18 protein-coding genes are annotated in these 20,168 nt (G+C 65.3%); 8 read left to right on the top strand and 10 right to left on the bottom strand.

Annotated features, from left to right (window positions below):
• Positions 1-4 precede the first annotated feature (4 nt).
• Positions 5-1,873, top strand: coding sequence for a Glu-tRNA(Gln) amidotransferase subunit GatE (gatE, locus tag WD430_RS17220; RefSeq protein ID WP_339103648.1), 1,869 nt, complete (start codon positions 5-7; stop codon positions 1,871-1,873).
• Positions 1,874-1,934: 61 nt separating this feature from the next.
• Here gatE and WD430_RS17215 read toward each other — a convergent pair whose 3' ends face one another.
• Positions 1,935-2,417, bottom strand: a complete 483-nt coding sequence (locus WD430_RS17215) for an Lrp/AsnC family transcriptional regulator (RefSeq protein ID WP_174682545.1) — start codon at positions 2,415-2,417, stop codon at positions 1,935-1,937.
• A 186-nt stretch (positions 2,418-2,603) separates the two neighbouring features.
• Here WD430_RS17215 and WD430_RS17210 point away from each other — a divergent pair, with 186 nt between their 5' ends.
• Both WD430_RS17210 and WD430_RS17205 read left to right on the top strand, forming a co-directional pair.
• Entirely contained in the window at positions 2,604-3,557 is a 954-nt protein-coding gene (locus tag WD430_RS17210; protein WP_339103647.1) for an EamA family transporter, read from the top strand.
• A gap of 147 nt (positions 3,558-3,704) precedes the next feature.
• Entirely contained in the window at positions 3,705-4,373 is a 669-nt protein-coding gene (locus tag WD430_RS17205; protein ID WP_339103646.1) for an HTH domain-containing protein, read from the top strand.
• A 124-nt stretch (positions 4,374-4,497) separates the two neighbouring features.
• Here the strand turns inward: WD430_RS17205 and WD430_RS17200 are convergent, their stop codons facing one another.
• Both WD430_RS17200 and WD430_RS17195 read right to left on the bottom strand, forming a co-directional pair.
• A complete protein-coding gene (locus tag WD430_RS17200; RefSeq protein WP_339103645.1) occupies positions 4,498-5,571 on the bottom strand; it encodes a hypothetical protein in 1,074 nt (357 codons plus the stop codon).
• 170 nt (positions 5,572-5,741) lie between these two features.
• Positions 5,742-6,509 (bottom strand): RNA methyltransferase, encoded by a 768-nt coding sequence (locus tag WD430_RS17195; RefSeq protein ID WP_339103644.1) that lies wholly within the window; start codon positions 6,507-6,509, stop codon positions 5,742-5,744.
• 1,059 nt (positions 6,510-7,568) lie between these two features.
• Here WD430_RS17195 and WD430_RS17190 point away from each other — a divergent pair.
• The 5 genes from WD430_RS17190 (at position 7,569) to WD430_RS17170 (ending at position 12,511) form a co-directional block, all read left to right on the top strand.
• Positions 7,569-8,810, top strand: coding sequence for an orc1/cdc6 family replication initiation protein (locus WD430_RS17190; protein WP_339103643.1), 1,242 nt, complete (start codon positions 7,569-7,571; stop codon positions 8,808-8,810).
• A gap of 113 nt (positions 8,811-8,923) precedes the next feature.
• Complete coding sequence (gene folP / locus WD430_RS17185) at positions 8,924-10,117, top strand: dihydropteroate synthase (RefSeq protein WP_339103642.1); 1,194 nt, start codon at positions 8,924-8,926, stop codon at positions 10,115-10,117.
• Between the two features lie 207 nt (positions 10,118-10,324).
• Positions 10,325-11,023: a 6-hydroxymethylpterin diphosphokinase MptE-like protein gene (locus tag WD430_RS17180; RefSeq protein ID WP_339103641.1), complete on the top strand. Its 699-nt coding sequence runs from the start codon at positions 10,325-10,327 to the stop codon at positions 11,021-11,023.
• A gap of 531 nt (positions 11,024-11,554) precedes the next feature.
• The gene (locus tag WD430_RS17175; protein ID WP_339103640.1) at positions 11,555-11,992 is read left to right on the top strand and encodes a hypothetical protein; all 438 of its coding nucleotides are present in this window, start codon (positions 11,555-11,557) and stop codon (positions 11,990-11,992) included.
• Between the two features lie 213 nt (positions 11,993-12,205).
• Positions 12,206-12,511, top strand: a complete 306-nt coding sequence (locus WD430_RS17170; RefSeq protein ID WP_339103639.1) for a HalOD1 output domain-containing protein — start codon at positions 12,206-12,208, stop codon at positions 12,509-12,511.
• 33 nt (positions 12,512-12,544) lie between these two features.
• Here WD430_RS17170 and WD430_RS17165 read toward each other — a convergent pair whose 3' ends face one another.
• From WD430_RS17165 to WD430_RS17135, 7 genes are all read right to left on the bottom strand, one after another.
• On the bottom strand, positions 12,545-13,513 hold the full coding sequence (locus WD430_RS17165; protein ID WP_339103638.1) for a sugar phosphate isomerase/epimerase: 969 nt from the start codon (positions 13,511-13,513) through the stop codon (positions 12,545-12,547).
• A gap of 127 nt (positions 13,514-13,640) precedes the next feature.
• Positions 13,641-13,958 carry a carboxypeptidase regulatory-like domain-containing protein gene (locus WD430_RS17160; protein ID WP_339103637.1) on the bottom strand — a complete coding sequence of 106 codons (318 nt, stop codon included), beginning with the start codon at positions 13,956-13,958 and terminating at the stop codon, positions 13,641-13,643.
• 93 nt (positions 13,959-14,051) lie between these two features.
• The gene (locus WD430_RS17155) at positions 14,052-15,119 is read right to left on the bottom strand and encodes a Gfo/Idh/MocA family oxidoreductase (protein ID WP_339103636.1); all 1,068 of its coding nucleotides are present in this window, start codon (positions 15,117-15,119) and stop codon (positions 14,052-14,054) included.
• Positions 15,120-15,274: 155 nt separating this feature from the next.
• Positions 15,275-16,462, bottom strand: a complete 1,188-nt coding sequence (locus tag WD430_RS17150; protein WP_339103635.1) for an ABC transporter ATP-binding protein — start codon at positions 16,460-16,462, stop codon at positions 15,275-15,277.
• Positions 16,463-16,466: 4 nt separating this feature from the next.
• Positions 16,467-17,504, bottom strand: coding sequence for a carbohydrate ABC transporter permease (locus WD430_RS17145; RefSeq protein ID WP_339103634.1), 1,038 nt, complete (start codon positions 17,502-17,504; stop codon positions 16,467-16,469).
• Positions 17,504-18,547 (bottom strand): sugar ABC transporter permease, encoded by a 1,044-nt coding sequence (locus WD430_RS17140; protein ID WP_339103633.1) that lies wholly within the window; start codon positions 18,545-18,547, stop codon positions 17,504-17,506. Before WD430_RS17140 ends, WD430_RS17145 begins: the two co-directional genes overlap by 1 nt.
• Entirely contained in the window at positions 18,537-20,006 is a 1,470-nt protein-coding gene (locus tag WD430_RS17135; protein ID WP_339103632.1) for an extracellular solute-binding protein, read from the bottom strand. The genes WD430_RS17140 and WD430_RS17135 overlap by 11 nt, the downstream gene beginning before the upstream one ends.
• Positions 20,007-20,168 lie beyond the last annotated feature (162 nt).

Here is a 20,168-nt window from a genome sequence, read left to right as displayed (position 1 = left end):
GCCAATGAGCGAGTACGATTACGACGAGCTCGGACTCGTCGCCGGGCTGGAGATCCACCAGCAACTCGACACGGCGACGAAGCTGTTCTGCCAGTGTCCCACCGAGCTCCGCGAACCGGAGGAGTCGACGCGCGAGTTCACGCGCTACCTCCACCCGACGCGGAGCGAACTGGGCGAGATCGACCAGGCCGCCTTAGAGGAGAGCAGGGTCGACCGCGAGTTCGAGTACCTCGCGTACGACACGACCTGTCTCGTCGAGGAGGACGACGAGCCGCCCCACGAGTTGGACGCGGAGGCCCTCGAGACGGCCCTCGAGATCGCCCAGTTGATGGACATGAAGCCGGTCGACCAGGCCCACGTGATGCGCAAGATCGTGGTCGACGGCTCCAACACGACGGGGTTCCAGCGCTCGACGCTGATCGCCACCGAGGGCGAGATCGAGACCAGCGAGGGCGCAGTGGGAATCGAGGACATGCTGCTCGAGGAGGAGAGCGCCCAGCGCGTCGAAGAGACCGACGACGGCGTGCGCTACAGCCTCGATCGGCTGGGGATTCCGCTGGTCGAGATCGGCACGAGTCCGGACATCTCGACGCCCGAGCAGGCCCTCGAGGCCGCCGAGCGCATCGGGATGTTGCTGCGCTCGACCGGGAAGGTCAAGCGCGGACTGGGAACGATCCGTCAGGACGTCAACGTCTCCATCGAGGAGGGCGCCCGCGTCGAGATCAAGGGCGTCCAGAGCTTAGACGACATCGACGACATCGTCCGCAACGAGGTCGCCAGGCAGGCCGAACTCGTCGATATCGCCGAAGAGTTACAGGAACGCGAGGCCTCCGTGGGCGAGGTCCAGGACGTGACGGACGTCTTCGAGGACACCGATAGCGGCGTTATTTCGGGGGCGCTGAACTCGGGCGGCTCCGTCACCGCGGTGGCGCTCTACGGCTTCGACGGAATCGTCGGCCGCGAGATCGCTCCCGACCGCCGTCTGGGGACCGAACTCTCCGATCACGCGAAGCACCACGGCGCGGGCGGGATCTTCCACACGGACGAACTGCCGGCCTACGGCGTGACGGAAGACGAGGTCGACGACCTGCGCGAGGCCGTCGGCGCCGGGCCCGAAGACGCCGTCGCCATCGTCGCCGCCGACACCGACGTGGCGGAGGCGGCCATCGACGCCGCCGCCGAGCGCGCCGCGACCGCCCTCGAGGGCGTCCCCGAGGAGACCCGCGACGCGAACGACGACGGGACGACCCGCTACCTCCGTCCCCTCCCGGGCGCGGCGCGGATGTACCCCGAGACGGACGTGCCGCCGGTCGAACCCGATCCCAGCGAGGTTCCCGAGCCGGAGCTGCTGACCGACAAGGTCGAGCGCTACCAGGACGAGTACGGCCTCGGCGCTGGACTGGCCGAACAGGTCGCCTACGGCGAGTACATGCCGCTGTTCGAGGACGTCGTCGCCGACGGGATCGATCCGACGCTCGCGGCGTCGACGCTCGAGTCGACGCTGACCGAGCTCCGCCGGGACGACGTCCCCGTCGAGAACCTGACGCGGGCGCACCTCGAGGGCGTCTTCGCGATGGCCGAGAGCGGCGACCTCCCCAACGAGGGCGTACCGGACCTGCTGACCGCGCTGGCCGAGGAACCGGACCGAACCGCCGAGGAGGCGGCCGAAGAAGCCGGGCTCGGCGGTGCCGACGAGGAGGAGGTCCGCGACGCCGTCGTCGACGTCGTCGAACGTAACGAGGAGCAGGTCGAAGAAGAGGGAATGCAGGCGTTCTCGGGTCTCATGGGCGAGTGCATGGGGGCCCTGCGCGGGAAAGCGGACGGCGACCTCGTGAGCGAACTGCTCCGCGAGGAGATCCAGAAGCGCGCGTAGGAATCCCGCCTCGAGCCCGTCTCAATTCGGGTTCCGTACGTCGATCGCGTTCGGTCGATTCTCACTCGTCGGTCAGTTCCTCGAGCAGCGTCTCCAATTCGTAGCTCTGGAGCGCGTCCCGTTCCTCGATCGCCGAGATGACGAACGTCGAGTCGGTCCGTTCGACGCCCTCGAGCTGTTCGAACTCGGCGATCAGTCGCTCGACCATCTCGCTGCCGCTCAGCCGCGCGACGACGATGAAGTCCGTCTCGCCCATCGTGAAGTAGACGTTCGTGACGCCCTCGACGGTCAGCAGTCGGTCCGCGAACTCCTCGTACGATCCCTGGTAGTCGGCGTGAACCTCGACTAAGACGGTGACCCCGAGCCCGAGTTCCTCGAGGTCGATCTCGTAGCGATCGTTTGCGATGATCCCTTCTTCTCGGAGATTGTTGAGCCGGTAGTGGATCGTCGAGACCGGGATCCCGGTCGCCTCGTGGAGCCGTTCCGGGCTCCCCGTCTCGAGTTCGGCGATCGCCTTCAGCAGGCGCACGTCGCGTTCGTCGATGGCCATGAATCGCTGTTCGACGACCAGCGAGATGTGTCTTTCGACCGATGTAATTAGAGTTTTCTGCAAGTCTGGGACTGTATATGGGGAGTCGTTCGGAATACATCCATATGTGTGGTTCTCAATCCGGAGATATCCGATCGGTCGTAGAAGGATCTAAATATCGGAGTGATTTCCGAATCGAATATGAGACTACTCGACTCAGTTCCGGACGAGTACCGCGAAGCGGTGCTCTTTTCGATGCTCGCGCTCTGCTGGGGAACGTCGTTCGTGGCGATCGAGATCGGGCTCGAATACGTGCCGCCGCTGCTGTTCGCCGGCCTCCGCTACGCGATCGCCGGCGGGATCGTCTTCGGATACGCGGCCGTCGTGACCGATCGGACGCGACCGCGAGGCCGGGCGGAGTGGCTGGCGGTGACCGTCGCCGGCGTCTTCGTCATCGCGCTCTATCACGGGCTGTTGTACCTCGGCGAACTGTACGTCTCGGGCGCGGTCGCGGCGACGCTCGTCAGTACGGCTCCGATCCTCACGGCGGCGTTCGCCGGCGTCGTTCTCCCCGAAGAACGGCTCTCGCTCGGCGGCGTCGTCGGCTTCGTGCTCGGACTGGTCGGCGTCATCGCCGTGGTCCAGCCGTCGCCCGGGTCGCTCGGCGACGACGTCACCGTCGGGGCCGCCCTGGTGTTCGCCTCGGCCGTCGCGTTCGCCCTTGGGAGCGTGTTCGTGCGACCGATCGACTCGGAACTCCCGCTCGAGACGCTCCAGGCGTGGGCGATGCTCGTCGGCGGCGCGGTGCTGTTGGGCTGGGCGGCCCTGCGGGGCGAATCGGTCGCGGCGATCGATCCGACCCTGTCGGCGCTGGTCTCCTACGGCTATCTGACGCTCGTTTCCGGCGTGTTCGCGTTCCTGCTCTATTTCGAACTGCTCGACCGAAGCGGGGCGACGCAGGTCAGTCTGGTCAGCTACGCGGAACCGGTCGTCGCGATGGGCGTCAGCTGGATCGCGCTCGGCCACGTCGTCGATTCGGTGATGATTCTCGGGTTGGTGACGATCCTCGCGGGCTTCGGTATCGTCAAGCGCAGTGCGCTCCGGACGCTGCTGCGGTCGGCCCTCGAGACGCGTTCGACTGTGACCTCGAAGTAGGGGCAGTGGCCACTGTTTCCGATGACCGCCGCGGGGTCGACCGTATTCCGATCGATCCCGACAGTCTCGCTGCGCGGCTAGTGTCGGTTATCTGCGGCGTCGACAATCTTTATCAGTTCACGCGTTGGTCGAACGAACACCGAACTAATGACGACAGACACACAAGCAACCGAGATCACGGCCGTCTGCCACGTGCGCGCACCGCTGCTACTGGAGCCGGTCGACAGGCAGGTCGAGACCCTTCGCGCCTGCGAGTCGGAGGGCGCGGTCGACGACTTGCTACTGCGCAGTTGGCCCAAGGAGGTCACGCTGACGGACGACACGCCCTATCAGGAAGCCCTCGAGAGTTTCGAGCGGTTCGAGCAGTGGGCGGACCGCCGAGGCGTGAGTATTCGACCGCCGTTCCGGGAGCGCACCGCGACCAACCAGATCAGCGGCGGGACGACCGACCTGCTGATCATGCCGATGCTCTGTCTCGAACTCTACGCGGACGACGAACTGGTCGGCGTCTTCCCGCACACCGACGAGGACGTCGACGAGACGTACACGACCGACGAGGCGATCGCCGCGCTCCGGACCGGCGAGCTTCCCACCCCGCTGGGCGGCGAGCCCGAAGACGCGGCGGCGTCGGCGGCCGCGAACGCGACGGCGGACGCCTGCCCGGACTGCGGCGCCTCGATGATCGACGGCCAGGGACTGTTCGCTTGCCCCGAATGCGGCTGGCTCGGAACCGTCTCCGAAACGGGACAGCTGGTCGCCCGCGACGACGGGACTCGAGCGACCGAGCGCGAGACCGCGACGGCCGAATCCCGGTGAGCAGTTCCCGGTTCCGTACTCCACTGCGGTGTCTGACGGGACGCTAATTCAGTGCGGGAGGAGGTGATGATTCCGTCGGACGAATTTCCGTTCTCGAGTCGCGGCGATCGATCGTCGCGCAGCGTCAGAGATCGCCGGCGTACTCGGCGTCGATCGACACCGCCGTTCCGTCTCGCACCACGTCGACCGCGTCGGCTTCGGTCCCGAGCGACGACTCGAGGCGGCCGACGTCGACGCGGTCCTCGGCCGCGTACGTGACGGTGGCGCCGGCGCGAGCGCCGTTATCGTCCGCGAGGACGAGCTGCTGGTGGGCGCCGTTCGCACCCTCGAACGCGTCGTAGTCGGTCTCGAGACTCCCGGTCTCTTCGTCGGACCGGTCGGACCCGAGATACGCAGCGTCGAACTCGTCGGCGTCGGTATAGATGCCCGTCGCGATGCCGCTGTTACTCCCGGCCCGGAGCAGCCACTCGAACTCGTCGTCGGTGGCGTGTTTCGGCTCCCGCCGTCCGACCGCGGTCTCGAGCGTCCGTCGAATCGCAGTAGTCGGGTCGAAACCTGACCCCCCTGCGTTCGGATTGGGGAAGGCGAACACCTCGTCCGTGACGCCGACGACGCCGCCGGTCTCCCCGTGCGCGTAGATCGCGTAGGCGTCGCCGGCGTCCTGACTCTCGTATCCGTCTTCCTCGAGGGTCGTCTCGAGGCCGTCGCGATCGTATTCGCCGAGAATCGCGTAGATCCCGTTCACGTACACGAGTGTGCCCTCGCCGTCCGGCGTTTCGTCGTGCGAACTGTACGCGTTCGCCGCCGGCGACTCGCTGAGGCGGGTCAGTCCGTAGGAACTCAGTAGGGCGATACTGACGGGGTTGACGACGAGCGGATCCGTCGGCTCCTCGCCCGATCGCACGTCTTCCTCCTCGAAGAGCGCGACCATCGTTTCGATATCGATCGCCCCGTAGAAGTATTCGGACCGATCGAGATCGGGTAGCAGTGACGCGTACGAGGGGAGCGCTCCGGCGTCGATGGTTCCCTCGTGCTCAGTGGTCACGTCGATCTCGTCGGATTCGTCCGCACCGTCGTCGGACTCGTCGGAATCGGCATCGGGATCGGTCGACTCGTCGGTCGATCCCGAGCAGCCGGCCAACGCTGCCATCCCCGTTCCCGTCAGATACAGTGTCTGTCGTCGATTTATCTCAGTCATTTACTCGTATTGGTCGCTACCCCGATATCACTGTGGTGGCCACGCGACGGCGCAGGAAGGTGACTGCGGCGGCGATCAGGGTTGCGCCCGACGCTGGTTCTCGTCGCGCCGCGTTCAGCGTTCTCGCTCGTCTCGAGCTCGTCGTCTGGAGACCGCTGATCGTCCGCGACTCAGTTCTCGGCCGGTCGTTCGGTCGCCCGACGGAGGATGCCGAGCAGCGTGTTCGCCTCGCGTTCGGTCAGGTCCGCGCGCCCGAACACGCGCCGAAGCATGCGCATCGTCTTGTCGCGTTTCTCCTCGGGATGGTTGATCTCGGTGAGGAGCGCCGCCCACTGGTCGTAGAGCCGATCGACGGTCGGTTCGGGGGCCCGGACCCGCTCGACGTCCGGAAGCTGGGTCTCGTCGTCGGCGAGGGTCAGCGAGCGCAGTTCGTAGAGCGTGATCGTCGCGGCCTGACCGAGGTTGAGCACCGGGTACTCGGCGCTGGCCGGGATCGAACAGATCTCGTCGATGCGGGCGAGTTCCTCGTTGGTCAGCCCGACGCGTTCGCGGCCGAAGACGAGCGCCGTCGGCGCCTCGACGGTCGGGAGCCGCTCCGCGAGGTCGGCGGGCGTCGAGAACGGAAAGCGGACGTGGCTGCGGTCGTCCTCGTTGGTGACCGCCGTGCAGCCGATCGTGTGATACTCCGCGACGAGCCGGTCGAACGAGATCTCCGTCGCGTTCGGCAGGACGTCTTCGCGGGCGTGGCCCGCGAACCCGTAGGCCTCGCCGTCGGGATCGAGTTCGGGCGGATCGACCAGCAGGAGGTCCTCGAATCCGAAGTTCTTCATCGCTCGAGCGATGGTGCCGACGTTGCCCGGGAACTGGGCGTCGACGACGGCGACCGCCGGCGGCGTGCGATCGGACGACTGCTCGGTCGCGGACGGCTCGGGAGTCATCGGTCGATGGAGGATATCCGCTCGAGGAGCGGTGTATCCGTTTCGGTTCCGTCCGTTCGCATATATCGGCTTGGGAGTCCGTCACTCGGAGCGACACCATCACTCGAGGTGATACCGTCGCTCGAGTCGATCCACTGAGCGGCCGACGGCTCGAGGGACGTGTCGGTCATACCCCGACTATCCGCTGCGGTGGCAAAAGGGACGCGTTCGGGAGTCCAGCGGTTCCCGTTTGAAACGGTGTCCACACTGTTTTAGGTGGGGAGGGTAACAACAACTCTCTAGCTCTAGTTCTAGACTAGCTAGAACTAGAGCTAGAACTAGTCTATAGTCTATACGCAGTGGAAGGCGATCTCTGGATCTCTTGAATCTGCGCCGTCTACGAATCTGCCCGAATCTGCATCGTCTGGACGAGTTGGATCCCCTTCTCCGCTGAATGAGTCGGATCGTGTTTCCCGGCGTCGTGAAATCTCTAACCGAACTGGTTCGGTTCGGATCGTTCCGCGCTCGAGTGAGTGCCGCCGTCCGAGCCGTCGAGGGGACACACACCCCCATCGCGTTTGTAACGCCATCTAGGTGTGGGGGTCTCTTCGTGGAACACACCAGTGTCGCGGATGTAAATTCGAGGTGATGACGTCTGAATCTCGTCGGAATCCGGGATAATTCTGTACCCCCTCCCCCACCTTCCCCGTTACAAACGCGACGGGGGTGTGTGTCCCCTCAGCGTCAGACGCTCGTCACACAGGTGGCAAAATCACCCGCTACCCCGGCTCTCAGCCCGGTTCTTCTCATCTCAGTGATGTCTATATCCGTTTCTTCCGGCAACGATGGCAGCTCGAAGTTCGGCCGCTGACCGATGCCAGCGTTACATCCGCGACGGGGGTGTCGGTGTTTGACACGCCCGAGTCGCCGCCGCGATTAGAAGCGCGAGGCCGCCGTCTCCTGTCAGACCGGCCAACACGGATAAATACGGGCTCCTTACGGCCTGTCAGTCGGCATTTACATCCGCGAGCGATCTCCATACCTTTATTTCAATCCAGTCGGAAGCCACGGGGTACCGCAATGTCCGCCAACGACGATCGAGACCCGCTCTTTCGGTACGACGATCCGGTCTTCGCCGACGAGCGCCTGCTCGAGATCACGCACCTGCCCGGTCCGGATCGGATCGTCGGTCGTGACGAGCAGATGCAACGGGTTGCGGACGCCCTGAACCCGGCTATCTTCGGGAGCGAGCCCAACCACCTGTTCATCTTCGGCAAGACCGGAACCGGCAAATCACTCATCTCCCGATCGATCACCCAGCGGGTGATCTCGGAAGCGCAGCGCGACGACGTCACCGTCAAGTACGCCTTCATCGACTGTGGCGAACAGAACACCGAGGCGTCGATCGTGAAGACGATCGCCCAGATCGTCAACGAACCCGATCGGAGCGGCGTCTCCGTCCCCGACCGCGGCCTCGGCACCGGCGACTACTACAAGCGACTCTGGCAGGCGATCGATCACTGCACCGACGTCACCATCGTTATCCTAGACGAGATCGATATGCTCGAGGACGACGAAGTCCTCCGGAAACTCTCTCGCGCGGGCGAGAACCGACGCATCTCGGACTCGAGTATCGGTATCATCGGCATCTCGAACAAGATCGATTTCCCCGATCACCTCTCCGAGCGGGTCAAATCCAGTCTCTCTCGCGACGAACTCGTCTTCTCGCCGTACGACGCCAACCAGTTGGTCGAAATCCTCGAGAAGCGACGCGACGCCTTCCACGACGGGGTGCTCTCCGACGACGTGATTCCCCTCACGGCGGCGCTGGCGGCCCAGGAACACGGCGACGCGCGAAAGGCGATCGACATCCTCCGAAACGCCGGTCGCATCGCGAAGAAACAGAACGCGACCCGCGTCACGGCAGACCACGTCCGCGATGCCAAGGAGAAGACCGAGGCCGACCGCTTCAACGAACTGATCGAGGGCTCGCCCCAGCAGGCGAAGGCGATCCTCTACTCGCTGACGCTGCTGACCGAGAACAGCACGGAAAAGGAGTTCCCGACGAAGATCATCTACAACCAGTACAAGGAGGTCGCCCGCCAGCTCGACTTCGACGTCCTCTCCGAACGGCGCGTACAGGAGATCCTCCAGGAGCAGAACTTCCTCAACGTGATCCAGTCCGAGCGCGAGGGTCGCGGCCGCGGCCGCGGCGCCCACGCCAAACATCGACTCCTCGAGAATCCCTCGATCGTCAAGAAGGTGCTCCTGCGGGATTCGCGGCTGGCCGTCCTCGAGGACGACGAGGACGAGACCGCGTAGTTGCGCGCCGAAAGCGATTCTGCGATCAATACACCGAAAACGACACCGTATCGTCCGTTCGCCGAATACGCCGGAACCGGGGGTCATTTCCGTTTCCTCTCCTCAGATCGGATATGCACAACGTCGACGCGGCGGGGTTGGGGATCGGTGACGACTATCCGCCCCGCATTATGGGCGTGTTGAACGTCAGCGAGGAGTCCCCCTACGATCCGAGCGTCTACGACGATCCCGGCGAGGCGGCCCGGTACGTCGACGAGGAACTCATCGGCGACGGCGCCGACATCGTCGATATCGGCCTCGAGTCGGCGAACAAACGGTTCGACGTGCTCTCCGCCGAGGAAGAACTCGACCGCCTCCACGTCGCCCTGGAGACGATCGAGAGCGTCTCCGGAGACGCCGTCTTCTCGATCGAGACCCGCTACGCCGAGGTGGCCGACGAAGCGCTCTCGAAGGGGTTCGACATGGTCAACGACATCGCCGGCTTCGCGGACCCGGAGATGCCGGCCGTCTGCGAGGACTACGACGTCGCCGTCGCGAAGATGGCGAGTCCGCCGGATCTCGAGCGCCCGGGCGCGGTCGAGGAGACCGACTGGGCCCGGCGGAAGTCGCCGGACTGGGCCGAACGGGCCGACTACGTCGATCAGGTCTACGAAGCCCTCAAGCAGAACGGACTGACCGACAAGACGATCGTCGATCCGGCCTTCGGCGGCTGGAGCGAGGCACAGACGCTCGAGGACGACCGCGAGACCTTCCGCCGACTGCGCGAGTTCCGCGCGCTCGACCGACCGATGCTGGTCTCGATCAACCGGAAGAACTTCCTCGGCGAGATCGCGGGGCGCGAGACCGAGGAACGGCTGCCGGTCAGTCTCGCGGCGACGTCGATGGCCGTCGAACGCGGTGCGCACGTGATCCGGACGCACGACGTCGCCGAGACCCGCGACGCGGCCCTGATCGGCGACGCGTTCACCGAGCGCTCGCGGACGAGCGACGGCTCGCTCTCGGTCTCGCGGCTGGACGTCGCCTCGAGCCGGGAGCTGAGAACGCACCTCGACGAACGAGGCGTCGATCCCGACATCGCCGACGACTGGTACTCCCTCGCGATCGAGGTCGAGGGCCTTCGACGCGACGACCGAGCCCGCCTGGCGTCGATCGTCAGCGACGCCGACGCATCCGCGTACTCTGCTACCGATAACCATACATTGATCGTCGGTTCGATAGCCGGAATTTCGGCCGTGGAAGCCCGTCTTCGCCGCGAAGACGGGGACTTGTCTTCGGTCGGCGAGTCGCTCGCTACAATGCTTGAGTAAGAGAAAGCTTATGGCGGAGGCTTCAAAAAGAGGGAGTGGACGCCGGGCGGCCTCCCGGGTAGGGGTACTTTGGAGGCGACTCCCGGCCCACAACACGGAATTATTGTGGCCTTACGTCGACCAGTGACGACTCGACTGGTCCGACGAGAACTCGCTCCGCCACCGACGAGTCCGAACACGGATAGGACTCCGGCCGTCAGTACGAGTATGGAGTTCGACGAGTGGGAGCCCGTCTACGAGGCGATTCTTCGCGATTTCGGCTACGATCGAACCGGCGACGAGCGAGCCCGCGATATCCTGGCCTCGCTGACCGACGAGTTCGATCTCGCCCATCTCTCGAGCCTCCGCGACGCCACGGTGGCGGTCGCCGGCGCCGGCCCCTCGCTCGAGACGCCGTCGGCACTCGAGCGAGCGCGGACGGCCGACGTCGTCGTCGCGGCGTCGACGGCGGTCGATACGCTGGAAGCGAACGGGATCGACGTCGACTGCATGGTGACGGACCTGGACAAGAATCCGGAGACTGCGCGCCGGTTGACCGACGAGGGGATTCCGGTCGCGGTCCACGCGCACGGCGATAACGTCTCCCTCGTTCGCGACGTCGTCCCCGACTACGCGAGCGAGTTCGTCCTCCCGACGACGCAGGCCGCGTCACGCGGGCCGGTCCGAAATTTCGGCGGGTTCACCGACGGCGACCGGGCGGCCTTCCTCGCCGACCATTTCGGCGCCGCGGAGCTCGTCTTCGTCGGCTGGGACCTCGAGGACCCCGCCGTCGACCCGCCCAAAGCGCGCAAACTCGAGTGGGCCGAGCGGCTGCTCCGCTGGCTCGAGTCGCGGCGCGGCGAGCGCTTCCCGGTGCTGGACGGCCGGCGGGACGCGATTGACACGAGCGCCCTGCCCCTCGAGTGAGCGGCCGACTCGACGGGGGGTGACGGGAGATCGCGCGACGGTGGATCGCGAACCGCTGGTCAGCGGTGAGTGACGGCCCGTTGAGCGTGATCGACCGCGCTCGTTACTCGATCCGGTATCGCGCGACGCCGTCGCAGCCGCAGGTCGGACAGGATAGGACAGGCCCTCCAGCTCGCGTGCCGTCCCGCAGCGTCGGCATTCCTCGATGACGGTCCGACCGTTCTCGCGACCGACGACCGTCTCGAGTGCGATTCGCAGCCTCGCCGATACCGATTCCCGATCCGAGCTCCCCAGATCTCGCATACGCGGTTCTCCCATCGTATCGGATTCGTTATTATAACCCCATGGTTACAAAAAGAATACTGATAGAAATGCGCTCCGAGCCACGAGGGCGATACTTTCGACGCCGCTTCGCTCGAGGGCGCGGCGGTCGTCCCGACCGCGTCGTCTCGACTTCCACAGCGCACTGCCGACGAACCTATCGACGCGACGGTAATAACGGTTAAGACGAACAGGTCGCCATCGTAGTACGTGGATCCCCGACTCATCGTCACGGTCCCGGTATTGACGTATTACGTCATCGTGGGGTTGTTCGCCCTCGCGCAGTCGACGGTGGACGCGACGTTTACGCAGGGCCAGCCCGCCTTCCTGCTGGTCGTCGGCGTGATCGGTCCCCTGTGCGCGCTCGGACTGATCTGGCTGCAGAACTACCTCTACGGGGCCCCGTTGCTCGTGGGCGCGCTGCTCCCGACCGCGTGGTTCGTGTGCTATTTCTTCTTCGTTCACGACAATCCGGCGAACGTGTTCGCAGTCGGTGGCGAGGGATCGGCGGCCTACCTGACGGCGACGATCGGGATCGTCGCCACGGCGGTGATCGCCGCCGGAGTCAGTTGCTGGCTCTGGTACCAGGTGAGCCCGCAGTTCCGGACCGCGGTCGATCGATTCATTCGGCCACAGGCCGCCGAGTAGCCCCTCACCGTCGGAGGCGTCGGCCCGTGGGTTTCTCGGAGCACGCGACCGATCGCGTCTCGAGAGCGAATCTGACGACCGATTCCGTCGGACGATCGCCGACAGTCGATCCTGTAACGCCGAAATATAGCCTTCTGGAGCCCTCTACTGGCGTTTTGTCACGAGATCAGGGGAGTCGCTACGCTTATCGGGACGTTCGATGTAGCGACGCCTATGTCCGCTTCGTCCGACCCGTCGTCCGATGGTGCGATGACGCCCAGTCAGGCCATCATCGAGGCGATCGCCGCCCGCGAAGGCGTCGACGTCACCGACGTCGAACCGCCGGCGTACGAACCGCTCTACGCCGTGGTCAACCCCGAGGCGCTGGACCGACTGTTCGAGCCCACGGCCGGTCCGACGACCGCACGCGTCGTCCTCGAGTACGAGGGCTACGAGATCACCGTCTTCGGCGACGGTCGCGTCGACGTGAGCGACCGATCGGTCACCGACGACTCCCTCGAGTACTCGCTCGAGGACTGACGAGCGGGGCTCGGGCTCGGGGACCGTCCCTCCTCACTCGGCCCAGTAGGCCTCGCCCGGTTCCGTCTCGAAGATCGCCCGGTCGAGCAGGTCGATCGCCTTTTCGAGGCCCTCCCGCGAACTGGTCAGCGAGTCCTCGTGTTCGATCGAGAGGGCGCCGTCGTAGCCGACCATCCGCAGCGTCGAGACGATGTCCTTCCAGTGGGCCTCGCCGTGACCGTAGCCGACCGAGCGGAAGAGCCACGAGCGGTTCGGCTCGTCGTCGTAGGCGGTCGTGTCGAGGACGCCCTTCTCGCGGGCCTGTGCGTCGTAGATCTTGGTGTCCTTGGCGTGGACGTGATGGATCGCGTCGCGCTCGCCGAGATAGCGGATCGCGTCGGTGATCGTGATCCCCTGCCAGTAGAGGTGGGACGGGTCGAAGTTCGCACCGATGCGCTCGCCCGTCTCCTCGCGGAGGCGAGCCATCCCGTGGGGTTCGTAGACCAGCATGTTCGGGTGCATCTCGATGGCGATATCGACGCCGCGCTCGTCGGCGTAGTCGTCGAGTTCGCTCCAGTAGTCCACCGCTCGTTCCCACTGGTACTCGAGGGCCGCCTCGTGTTCCGGCGGCCACGGCGCGGTGATCCAGTTGGGGACCTCGTCGTTCGGTCCCCCGGCGGGGAGGCCGGAGAAACAGGTGACGGCGTCGACGTCGAGCTGGTCGGCCAGCTGGATCGCTTCGCGGAGTTCCGTGTCGGCCTCTTCGGCCCGCTCGTCGTCCGGGTGCAGCGGGTTGTTGTGCGTCGCGAGCGCGCTGATCCGCATGTCGTACTCGTCGAGGAGGTTTCGCACCTCCTGTTGTTCGCTGTCGTTGTCGAGGTGCTCCGCCCGCGGGAGGTGGTCCTGGCCCGGGTGGCCGCCGACGCCCGGTTCGATCGCGTCGACGCCCAGATCGGAGAGGTACGCGAGCGCGCCCTCGAGCGATTCGTCCGCCAGCGGGGGGGTGTGTACGCCGATGTCCATATCGACCACCAACGACGGCGGGCGAAATAAAACGCGGGCCGGCAACGGGGGTTGCGTTCACCGGCGGTCGTCCATCGGTGACCCGTCCGCCGTCGGTCCACCGTCTATCGGCGCTACCGAGCGCGTGCTATCTCATCGGCGGACCGACCCGTCGCGGCCGGCGGTCCGTCGCCGACCGCGGCATCGCGCGGACGAGCGTCGACGTCGACCGATAGCGGACCCGTTCGGTCGGGGACTTGGTCGCGACGAGTTTCCAGAATCCGGGCGAGTGGAACGCGATCTCGCACCGACCGCGGTCGTCGGTCCGTTTCCGCTTCGAGCCGGCCTCGACGAGCGCCCCCTCGATCGGTTTGTTCCCCTTATCGCGGACCCGAACGGTGATCGGCCGTCCGACGGGGACCTCGTGACGGCTGATCTCGAGAACGAGGGATCGTTCGATCTGCATGCGTATCAGTACCACAGGACTGGACAAAACCGCGTATCTGCGATCGCAGGCATCGTCATCGGCGTCGCCGTCGGTGCCGGGTTCGCGGCGGCCTCACTCGTCGATAGCGATCGTGTGTCCGTCGTCGCTGGACCGATAGATCGCGTCGATGATCCGCTGGACGGACAGTCCGTGATCGACGCTCCTGTCGTCGGGATCGTCGCGGAGAATTCTGTCGAAGAACTCCTCCTGTTCCGCCGAGTGCGTGTCGTTCTGCCGCGTCTCGACGGACGTGTTCTCGAGGTGGTCGGGACCGACGGTACTCGCCGAGTGGATGGTCAGATCGCCCTCGAGCAGGTCGAACCGAGCGGCCGCCTCGGTGCCGCGAATGACGAATTCGTGGTTCGCCGGGCGGTTGGTCGCCCACGCGACTTCCAGCGAGATGGTTCGGTCGCCGGCACACCGGATGAACGCGCTGGCGGAGTCGTCGACGTCGAAGCCGGCCGGGCCGGCGTCTTCGCCCCACATATCGAGGTAGGCGTACTCCTCGTCGGAACCGAACTCGCCGCGGGCGACGCCGCTCACCTCCGAGACGGCCGGATATCCCAGCAGGTAGAGGGCCAGATCGATGGCGTGGACGCCGAGATCGATGAGCGAACCGCCGCCGGCGATCTGCCGACGGGTGAACCACGAACCCCGTCCCGGGATCCCCCGGCGCCTGACGTAGTTAGCTTCGACGTGAGTCAGCTCACCCAGTTCACCGCGTTCGATCCGGTTGCGGACGATCTGGACCGTGTTCGAGAATCGATTGTTGAAGCCGACCATCGCGTGCCCGTCGGAGTCGGCGGCGGCATCGGCGATTCGTTCGGCGCTCTCGAACGAGTGGGCGAGAGGTTTTTCCAGCAAGACGTGGAGATCGCGCTCCAAGGCGTCGACGGCGTACTCCTCGTGGTACTTGTTCGGCGTCGTGATGACGACGGCGTCGACGGTATCGTACAGTTCGTGGTGGTCCTCGTAGACGTCGACGTCGTATCGGCGGGCGAACCGCGATCGCGCCTCTGCGGCGACGTCCATCCCTCCCACGAGCGGCACGCCCAGTTCGATGAGTCGCTCCGCGTGGTACTGGCCGATATTCCCCAGGCCAACGATTCCCGTTCTGATGTCGCTTCGATCTCTTGTCATCGGAGTTTCAATAGCCGCAGTCCGTTCTCATACTGATCCATCCAATACCGCTATATGGAATCTTCGTCCTCGAACACCTTTTGTCCGTTGCCAAACCGCAGCGGCTGACGAGCCGATCGGCGGTCGCGGCCCCACCGCTGACGATCGACGACGGATCAGCTATCGGCTTCCGTCGGTGTCGTCCCGGGCTCTCGCTCCGAGCGGTCGGTCAGGCCGTGGAGCAAGGCGTCGCCGGTGGCGGTGTCGAACAGATGAATCTTCGATCGATCCAGCACGACGTCGACGTCCTGTCCCGCCTCGATCTCCGTGTCGGGAGTGACGCTCATCAGCAACTGGTTCGGTGACGTGGCGGGATCCTGATCCATCGACCCTTCCGCCGCCTCAGAGAGCAAGAGGTAGACGAAGACCTCGTCGCCCATCGGCTCCAAGACGTCGGTCCGGGCGTCGATCCGATCGGTCGGGTCGGTGAGCGAGTCCGCGTACCGAGAGAGGTGGACGTCCTCCGGCCTGACCCCCAGCGTGACGGTGTCGCCGACGGAGACGCCCTGTATCCGGCTCGGATCGAGGTCGACGGTGAAGTTGTTCGTCTCGAGGCCGCCCTCGACGAGCGTCCCCTCGACGAAGTTCATCGAGGGCGAGCCGATGAAGCCCGCGACGAACAGGTTGGTGGGTTCGTTGTAGCAGACCAGCGGCGGGGCGATCTGCTGGAGTTTCCCGTCGTTCAGGACGGCGATCCGGTTGGACATCGTCATCGCCTCGGCCTGATCGTGGGTGACGTAGATGACCGTCGCGTCCAGCTCCCGGTGGAGCCGCTGGAGCTCCGTGCGCATGTGCACCCGGAGCTTCGCGTCTAAGTTCGCCAACGGCTCGTCCATCAGGAACACGTCCGGATTGCGGACGATCGCGCGGGCGATGCCGACCCGCTGTTGCTGACCGCCGGACATCTCCGCCGGCATCCGATCGAGCATCCCCTCGAGCTGGACGATGTCGGCGGCCTCCTCGACGCGCTGTCGGATCTCATCGTCGTCGTACTTGCGCAGCCGGAGACCGAACGAGATGTTCTCGTAGACGTCCATGTGGGGGAACAGCGCGATGTTCTGGAAGACCATCGCGACCCCGCGATCCTTTGGGGCGAGGTTAGTGACCTCGTCGTCGCCGATGTACACCCGACCCTCGGTGGGCTGGGTCAACCCCGCGACGGTCTCCATCGTCGTCGACTTCCCGCAGCCCGAGGGACCGACGAAGGTGACGAACTCGCCGTCCTCGACCTCGAGGCTGATGTCGTCCACTGCCGTTTCGTCTCCGTATCGTTTCGTGATGTTCTCGAGTCGTACTCGTGCCATTGTGTTACTCCTTGAGTGCTCCTGCGGTGAGTCCGCTGACGATCTTCTCCTGTGCGATCACCACGAGAATCGCGACGGGGATCACCCCGATGATACTCGCGGCGGCCATCAGATGGTAAAGCACCTCGTACTGGCCCTGGTAGGCGAGGATCCCGTCGAGGATCGGCGCCCAGTTCTCGGGCTGTCCGTCGGTCATCAGGAACGAGAAGAAGAACTCGTTGTAGACCGCGATGAACGTCAGCACGCCCGCCGTCGCGACGCCGGGTGCCGACAGCGGAATGATGACCCGGAACAACGCACCGAGTCGGGTCGTTCCTTCGACGCGGGCGGCGTCCTCGAGCCCGTCGGGAATCTGCCCGTAGAAGGTCGTGAGGATAAATATCGCGAGCGGCATGAAGATCGCCGACAGCGGCGTCACCAGCGCGAAGGGCGTGTTGTAGAGGGTCCCGTCGCCGGTGATCGGCTCGAGGAAGAAGAACGAGGTGTTGAACAGGTCGTTCAGCGGGATGAAGAAGGCCGCCGGCGGGAAGAACGAAATCACTAACACCAGCAGCATGAGCGGCGTTCGGCCGGTGAACTCGAGGCGACCGAAGGCGTACCCCGCGAGGCTGGCGACGACGAGGACGACGGCCGTCGAGGCCAGCGCGATCACGAAGCTGTTGAACATGTAGACGTGGAACGGGATGACCTCGAAGACCTCGATGAAGGCGCCGGGGTTGAACCCGTTCGGCGTGAAGATAATGTCCTGAAGCTGTCCTTCGGGCGTCAGCGCGACCATGAGCAGCCAGTAGAACGGGAACAGCGTCGTAAAGAGGAAGAAGATCGCCGCGACGTAGAACAGCGCCCGGTAGACTCGTTCGGGGTTCTCGATGGAGTCGGCGGCCCACTGCTGGAGCGGGCCGCGGTCGAGTTCCGCGTCCCGGCCCTCCTTGAGGACGTTCCTCCCCCCGTCGGGGCGGCGGAGCGTCGGGTCTCTCGGTCGGTCGTCGCCGTCGGTACCCCTGGCGTCGTTCGGATCGGTGGGTTCGTTCGGATCGGACATCAGTACATCCCTCCTTCGGTGTCGCGGAAGAGCACGATGTAGCCGCCGATAATCAGGCCGATGACCAGCGCCGTCGAGAAGGCGACGGCGGCGGCCGTCGCGTAGATTCGCGTGCCGCCGAACATCGCCTCGACGACGAGGCAAGTCAGCGACGGCACCGTCGTACAGCCGGCGGTCGACTCGATCAGCCCGAAGACGCGCATCGCGTCCATGGTTCGGAACAGCATCGCGACCAGCAGCGCCGGCATCACCAGCGGCAGCGTGATCAGTTTGAACCGCTGCCACGGCGAGGCTCCGGCCACGCGGGCGACGTCGTACAGACTCCGGTCGACGCTCTGGAGTCCCGCGAGGATCAGCAGGGCCATGAACGCCGAGGACTTCCAGATGTCGGCCACGAGGATGATGATGAAGGCGTCACGGCTGTTGGCCAGCGGCGTCGAGCTGAAGAGCCCGATGCTCTGCATGAGGTCGGAACCGAATCCGACCGTCGGCTGGAACATCAGGAAGAAGATCATCCCCTGGATGACGATCGGGACCGCCCACGGGAGGATGATCGCGACGCGGACCCAGCGCCGGCCTCGGAAGTCCTGATCGAGCACGTAGGCCTGTCCGAACCCGATCAGCGTCTCCATGATGACGCTGATGATCGCGAACGCGAGCGTGACGAACAACGCCTGCTGGAAGAACGGGGTACCGAGTTCGATAAAGGGGAACGAACCGGTCAGCCCGACGTCGAGGAACTGCCGAGCCAGCCGCGCGTTCCCGGTGAGAATGTCGACGTAGTTCTCGATGCCGACGAACCCGCCGAGCGGGTCCATGCCCCGCGTCTGATCGGCCCGGAGCGACATAACGAACGTCCGGATCATCGGATAGAACGCGACGAGCGTCAACAGCGCGAACGCCGGCAGCAACAACAGGTACGCGTAGGCCCCCTCGCTCAGGCCTTCCATCCAGTTGATGACGGCATTGCCGCTCCGTTCCCGATCTTGGCTCCGTCCGGATTCGTCGCCGGTCAGTACGTCCGTATCGGTGTCAGTTGCCATTCGTTTGCACCTCCGCTTCGCTCTGCTGGAGTTCTTCCGCGAGGCCGTTCATCGCCGCCGTGGGCGAACTCGCACCGCGGTACGCCGCGTTGACCGATTGGTAGATCAGCGCCGACTGCTCGGGCCAGAGGTCGGTCGCCGGCCGCGGAATCGCGTTGTCGCTGGCCGCCTGCACGACGTCGCCGTAGCGGGCGACCGGGCCGACGTCGTCCGGATCGGCCTCCGCGACCAGATCGAGGTTCGGCGGGAGGTATCCCCCGAGTTCGAAGACCGTGAGCATGACCTCCTCGTTGGCGAACGCCTCGAGGACCTGCAGCGCTTCCTCCTTGCGCTCCGAGAACGGGCTCACGACCAGGTTCCAGCCGCCGAGCGCCGCGGCGGTGCCGCCGGTGCCCTCGAACTCGGCCTCCTCCTCGGGGACCCCGACCGGACTCGTCGTGACGCCGAGGTTCTCGCCGAAGGCCTCCTCCGTGCCGGTCTGGGCGATCGCGAACGACCAGTTCCGGTTCGAGACCGCGTTGCCGGCGTCGAACGGGCTGAGCGACTCCTGTTCGGTCCACTGGACGATCGGCGACGGAGAGATCTGGGCGTAGCCGTCGAGGGTGTTCTGGTTCTCTCCCTCGATGAACGAGCGCATCATCCGAATCGCGTCGATGACCGGCTGTTCGTCGACGGTGATCGGCCGGTCGCCGGCGGTAAAGAGGTTGTCTACGCCGCCGAAGTACGCCCCGCCCCAGCTCGTCATCACCTCGTTGAACGTACAGCAGGACAGCCCCTCGTAGGCGGCCGCCTGCGTCGTGTACCCGTAGTTGAGCCCGGCCTGGTCCCTCGCATCGCTGACCGCGTTCGCGAACTCTTCCCACTGGGGCGGATCCGTCCCCCAGCTACTGGTATCGTAGCCGGCGTCCTCGATCAGGTCCTGTCTGTAGAGGGTAAACCCGAGGTCCGGGAACAGCGGCAGCCCGTGGAGGTCTCCGGACTCGGGATGGCGAGCCGTCTCGAGGATCGCGTCGAGGTAGTTCTCGTTGACGAACGAGACCGTCTCCTCGGAGAGTTCTTCGGTCAGGTTGACCGTCTGATTGCGCAGGACGAACGGGACCGTCCAGCCGCTGTCCATCATGTGGATGTCCGGCGGGGCGCGACCCGCCTCGAGCGCGGATTGCGCCGTCTGCATCCGCGACGCGGAGTCGCTGACGACCGTCTGAATCTCGAGGCGGATGTCTTCGTCGAGACCGGCGTCCCAGAGCGCCTGCTGAACCGAGGGCTGGTCCCCGTCGCTGTGTATGATCCCCTCGACACCCGAATCTGCGGTCATTACCACTGTCCCCGGCTTGCGACCCCGACCGAGACAGCCGGCAACGGCGACCGTTCCGGCCGCAGCGGACGCTGAGGCGGTCTTCAGGAACGATCGCCGCCTGAGCCGACCCCGGCCGTTGCGACCGGCAGTATCACGTCCCATGACCTGTGGGCCGTCCACGGTTGGTAACTTAGCTGTTGGCAATAAATGACATACTAAGGTGTGATAGTCTGGTTCGCGGCTCCATTACGGCCTCGTTGCCGATAACGACGAACCGACGGGTGTAGGTGGGTAAGTTCGACGACAGCAACGGACCGCCGCCCA

The organism is Haloterrigena sp. KLK7 (assembly GCF_037914945.1).
Lineage (GTDB): Archaea > Halobacteriota > Halobacteria > Halobacteriales > Natrialbaceae > Haloterrigena > Haloterrigena salinisoli.
This window is presented reverse-complemented; position numbering and strand designations above follow the sequence as displayed.

What these genes read in the sequence shown, in the direction of transcription:
- WD430_RS17150 (WP_339103635.1), bottom strand. Translation starts at nt 16,462, where the DNA reads ATGGCACGAGTACGACTCGAGAACATCACGAAACGATACGGAGACGAA.
- folP (WP_339103642.1), top strand. Translation starts at nt 8,924, where the DNA reads ATGCACAACGTCGACGCGGCGGGGTTGGGGATCGGTGACGACTATCCG.
- WD430_RS17210 (WP_339103647.1), top strand. Translation starts at nt 2,604, where the DNA reads ATGAGACTACTCGACTCAGTTCCGGACGAGTACCGCGAAGCGGTGCTC.
- gatE (WP_339103648.1), top strand. Translation starts at nt 5, where the DNA reads ATGAGCGAGTACGATTACGACGAGCTCGGACTCGTCGCCGGGCTGGAG.
- WD430_RS17140 (WP_339103633.1), bottom strand. Translation starts at nt 18,547, where the DNA reads ATGGCAACTGACACCGATACGGACGTACTGACCGGCGACGAATCCGGA.
- WD430_RS17135 (WP_339103632.1), bottom strand. Translation starts at nt 20,006, where the DNA reads ATGGGACGTGATACTGCCGGTCGCAACGGCCGGGGTCGGCTCAGGCGG.
- WD430_RS17160 (WP_339103637.1), bottom strand. Translation starts at nt 13,958, where the DNA reads ATGCAGATCGAACGATCCCTCGTTCTCGAGATCAGCCGTCACGAGGTC.
- WD430_RS17195 (WP_339103644.1), bottom strand. Translation starts at nt 6,509, where the DNA reads ATGACTCCCGAGCCGTCCGCGACCGAGCAGTCGTCCGATCGCACGCCG.
- WD430_RS17200 (WP_339103645.1), bottom strand. Translation starts at nt 5,571, where the DNA reads ATGACTGAGATAAATCGACGACAGACACTGTATCTGACGGGAACGGGG.
- WD430_RS17205 (WP_339103646.1), top strand. Translation starts at nt 3,705, where the DNA reads ATGACGACAGACACACAAGCAACCGAGATCACGGCCGTCTGCCACGTG.
- WD430_RS17170 (WP_339103639.1), top strand. Translation starts at nt 12,206, where the DNA reads ATGTCCGCTTCGTCCGACCCGTCGTCCGATGGTGCGATGACGCCCAGT.
- WD430_RS17145 (WP_339103634.1), bottom strand. Translation starts at nt 17,504, where the DNA reads ATGTCCGATCCGAACGAACCCACCGATCCGAACGACGCCAGGGGTACC.
- WD430_RS17165 (WP_339103638.1), bottom strand. Translation starts at nt 13,513, where the DNA reads ATGGACATCGGCGTACACACCCCCCCGCTGGCGGACGAATCGCTCGAG.
- WD430_RS17155 (WP_339103636.1), bottom strand. Translation starts at nt 15,119, where the DNA reads ATGACAAGAGATCGAAGCGACATCAGAACGGGAATCGTTGGCCTGGGG.
- WD430_RS17180 (WP_339103641.1), top strand. Translation starts at nt 10,325, where the DNA reads ATGGAGTTCGACGAGTGGGAGCCCGTCTACGAGGCGATTCTTCGCGAT.
- WD430_RS17190 (WP_339103643.1), top strand. Translation starts at nt 7,569, where the DNA reads ATGTCCGCCAACGACGATCGAGACCCGCTCTTTCGGTACGACGATCCG.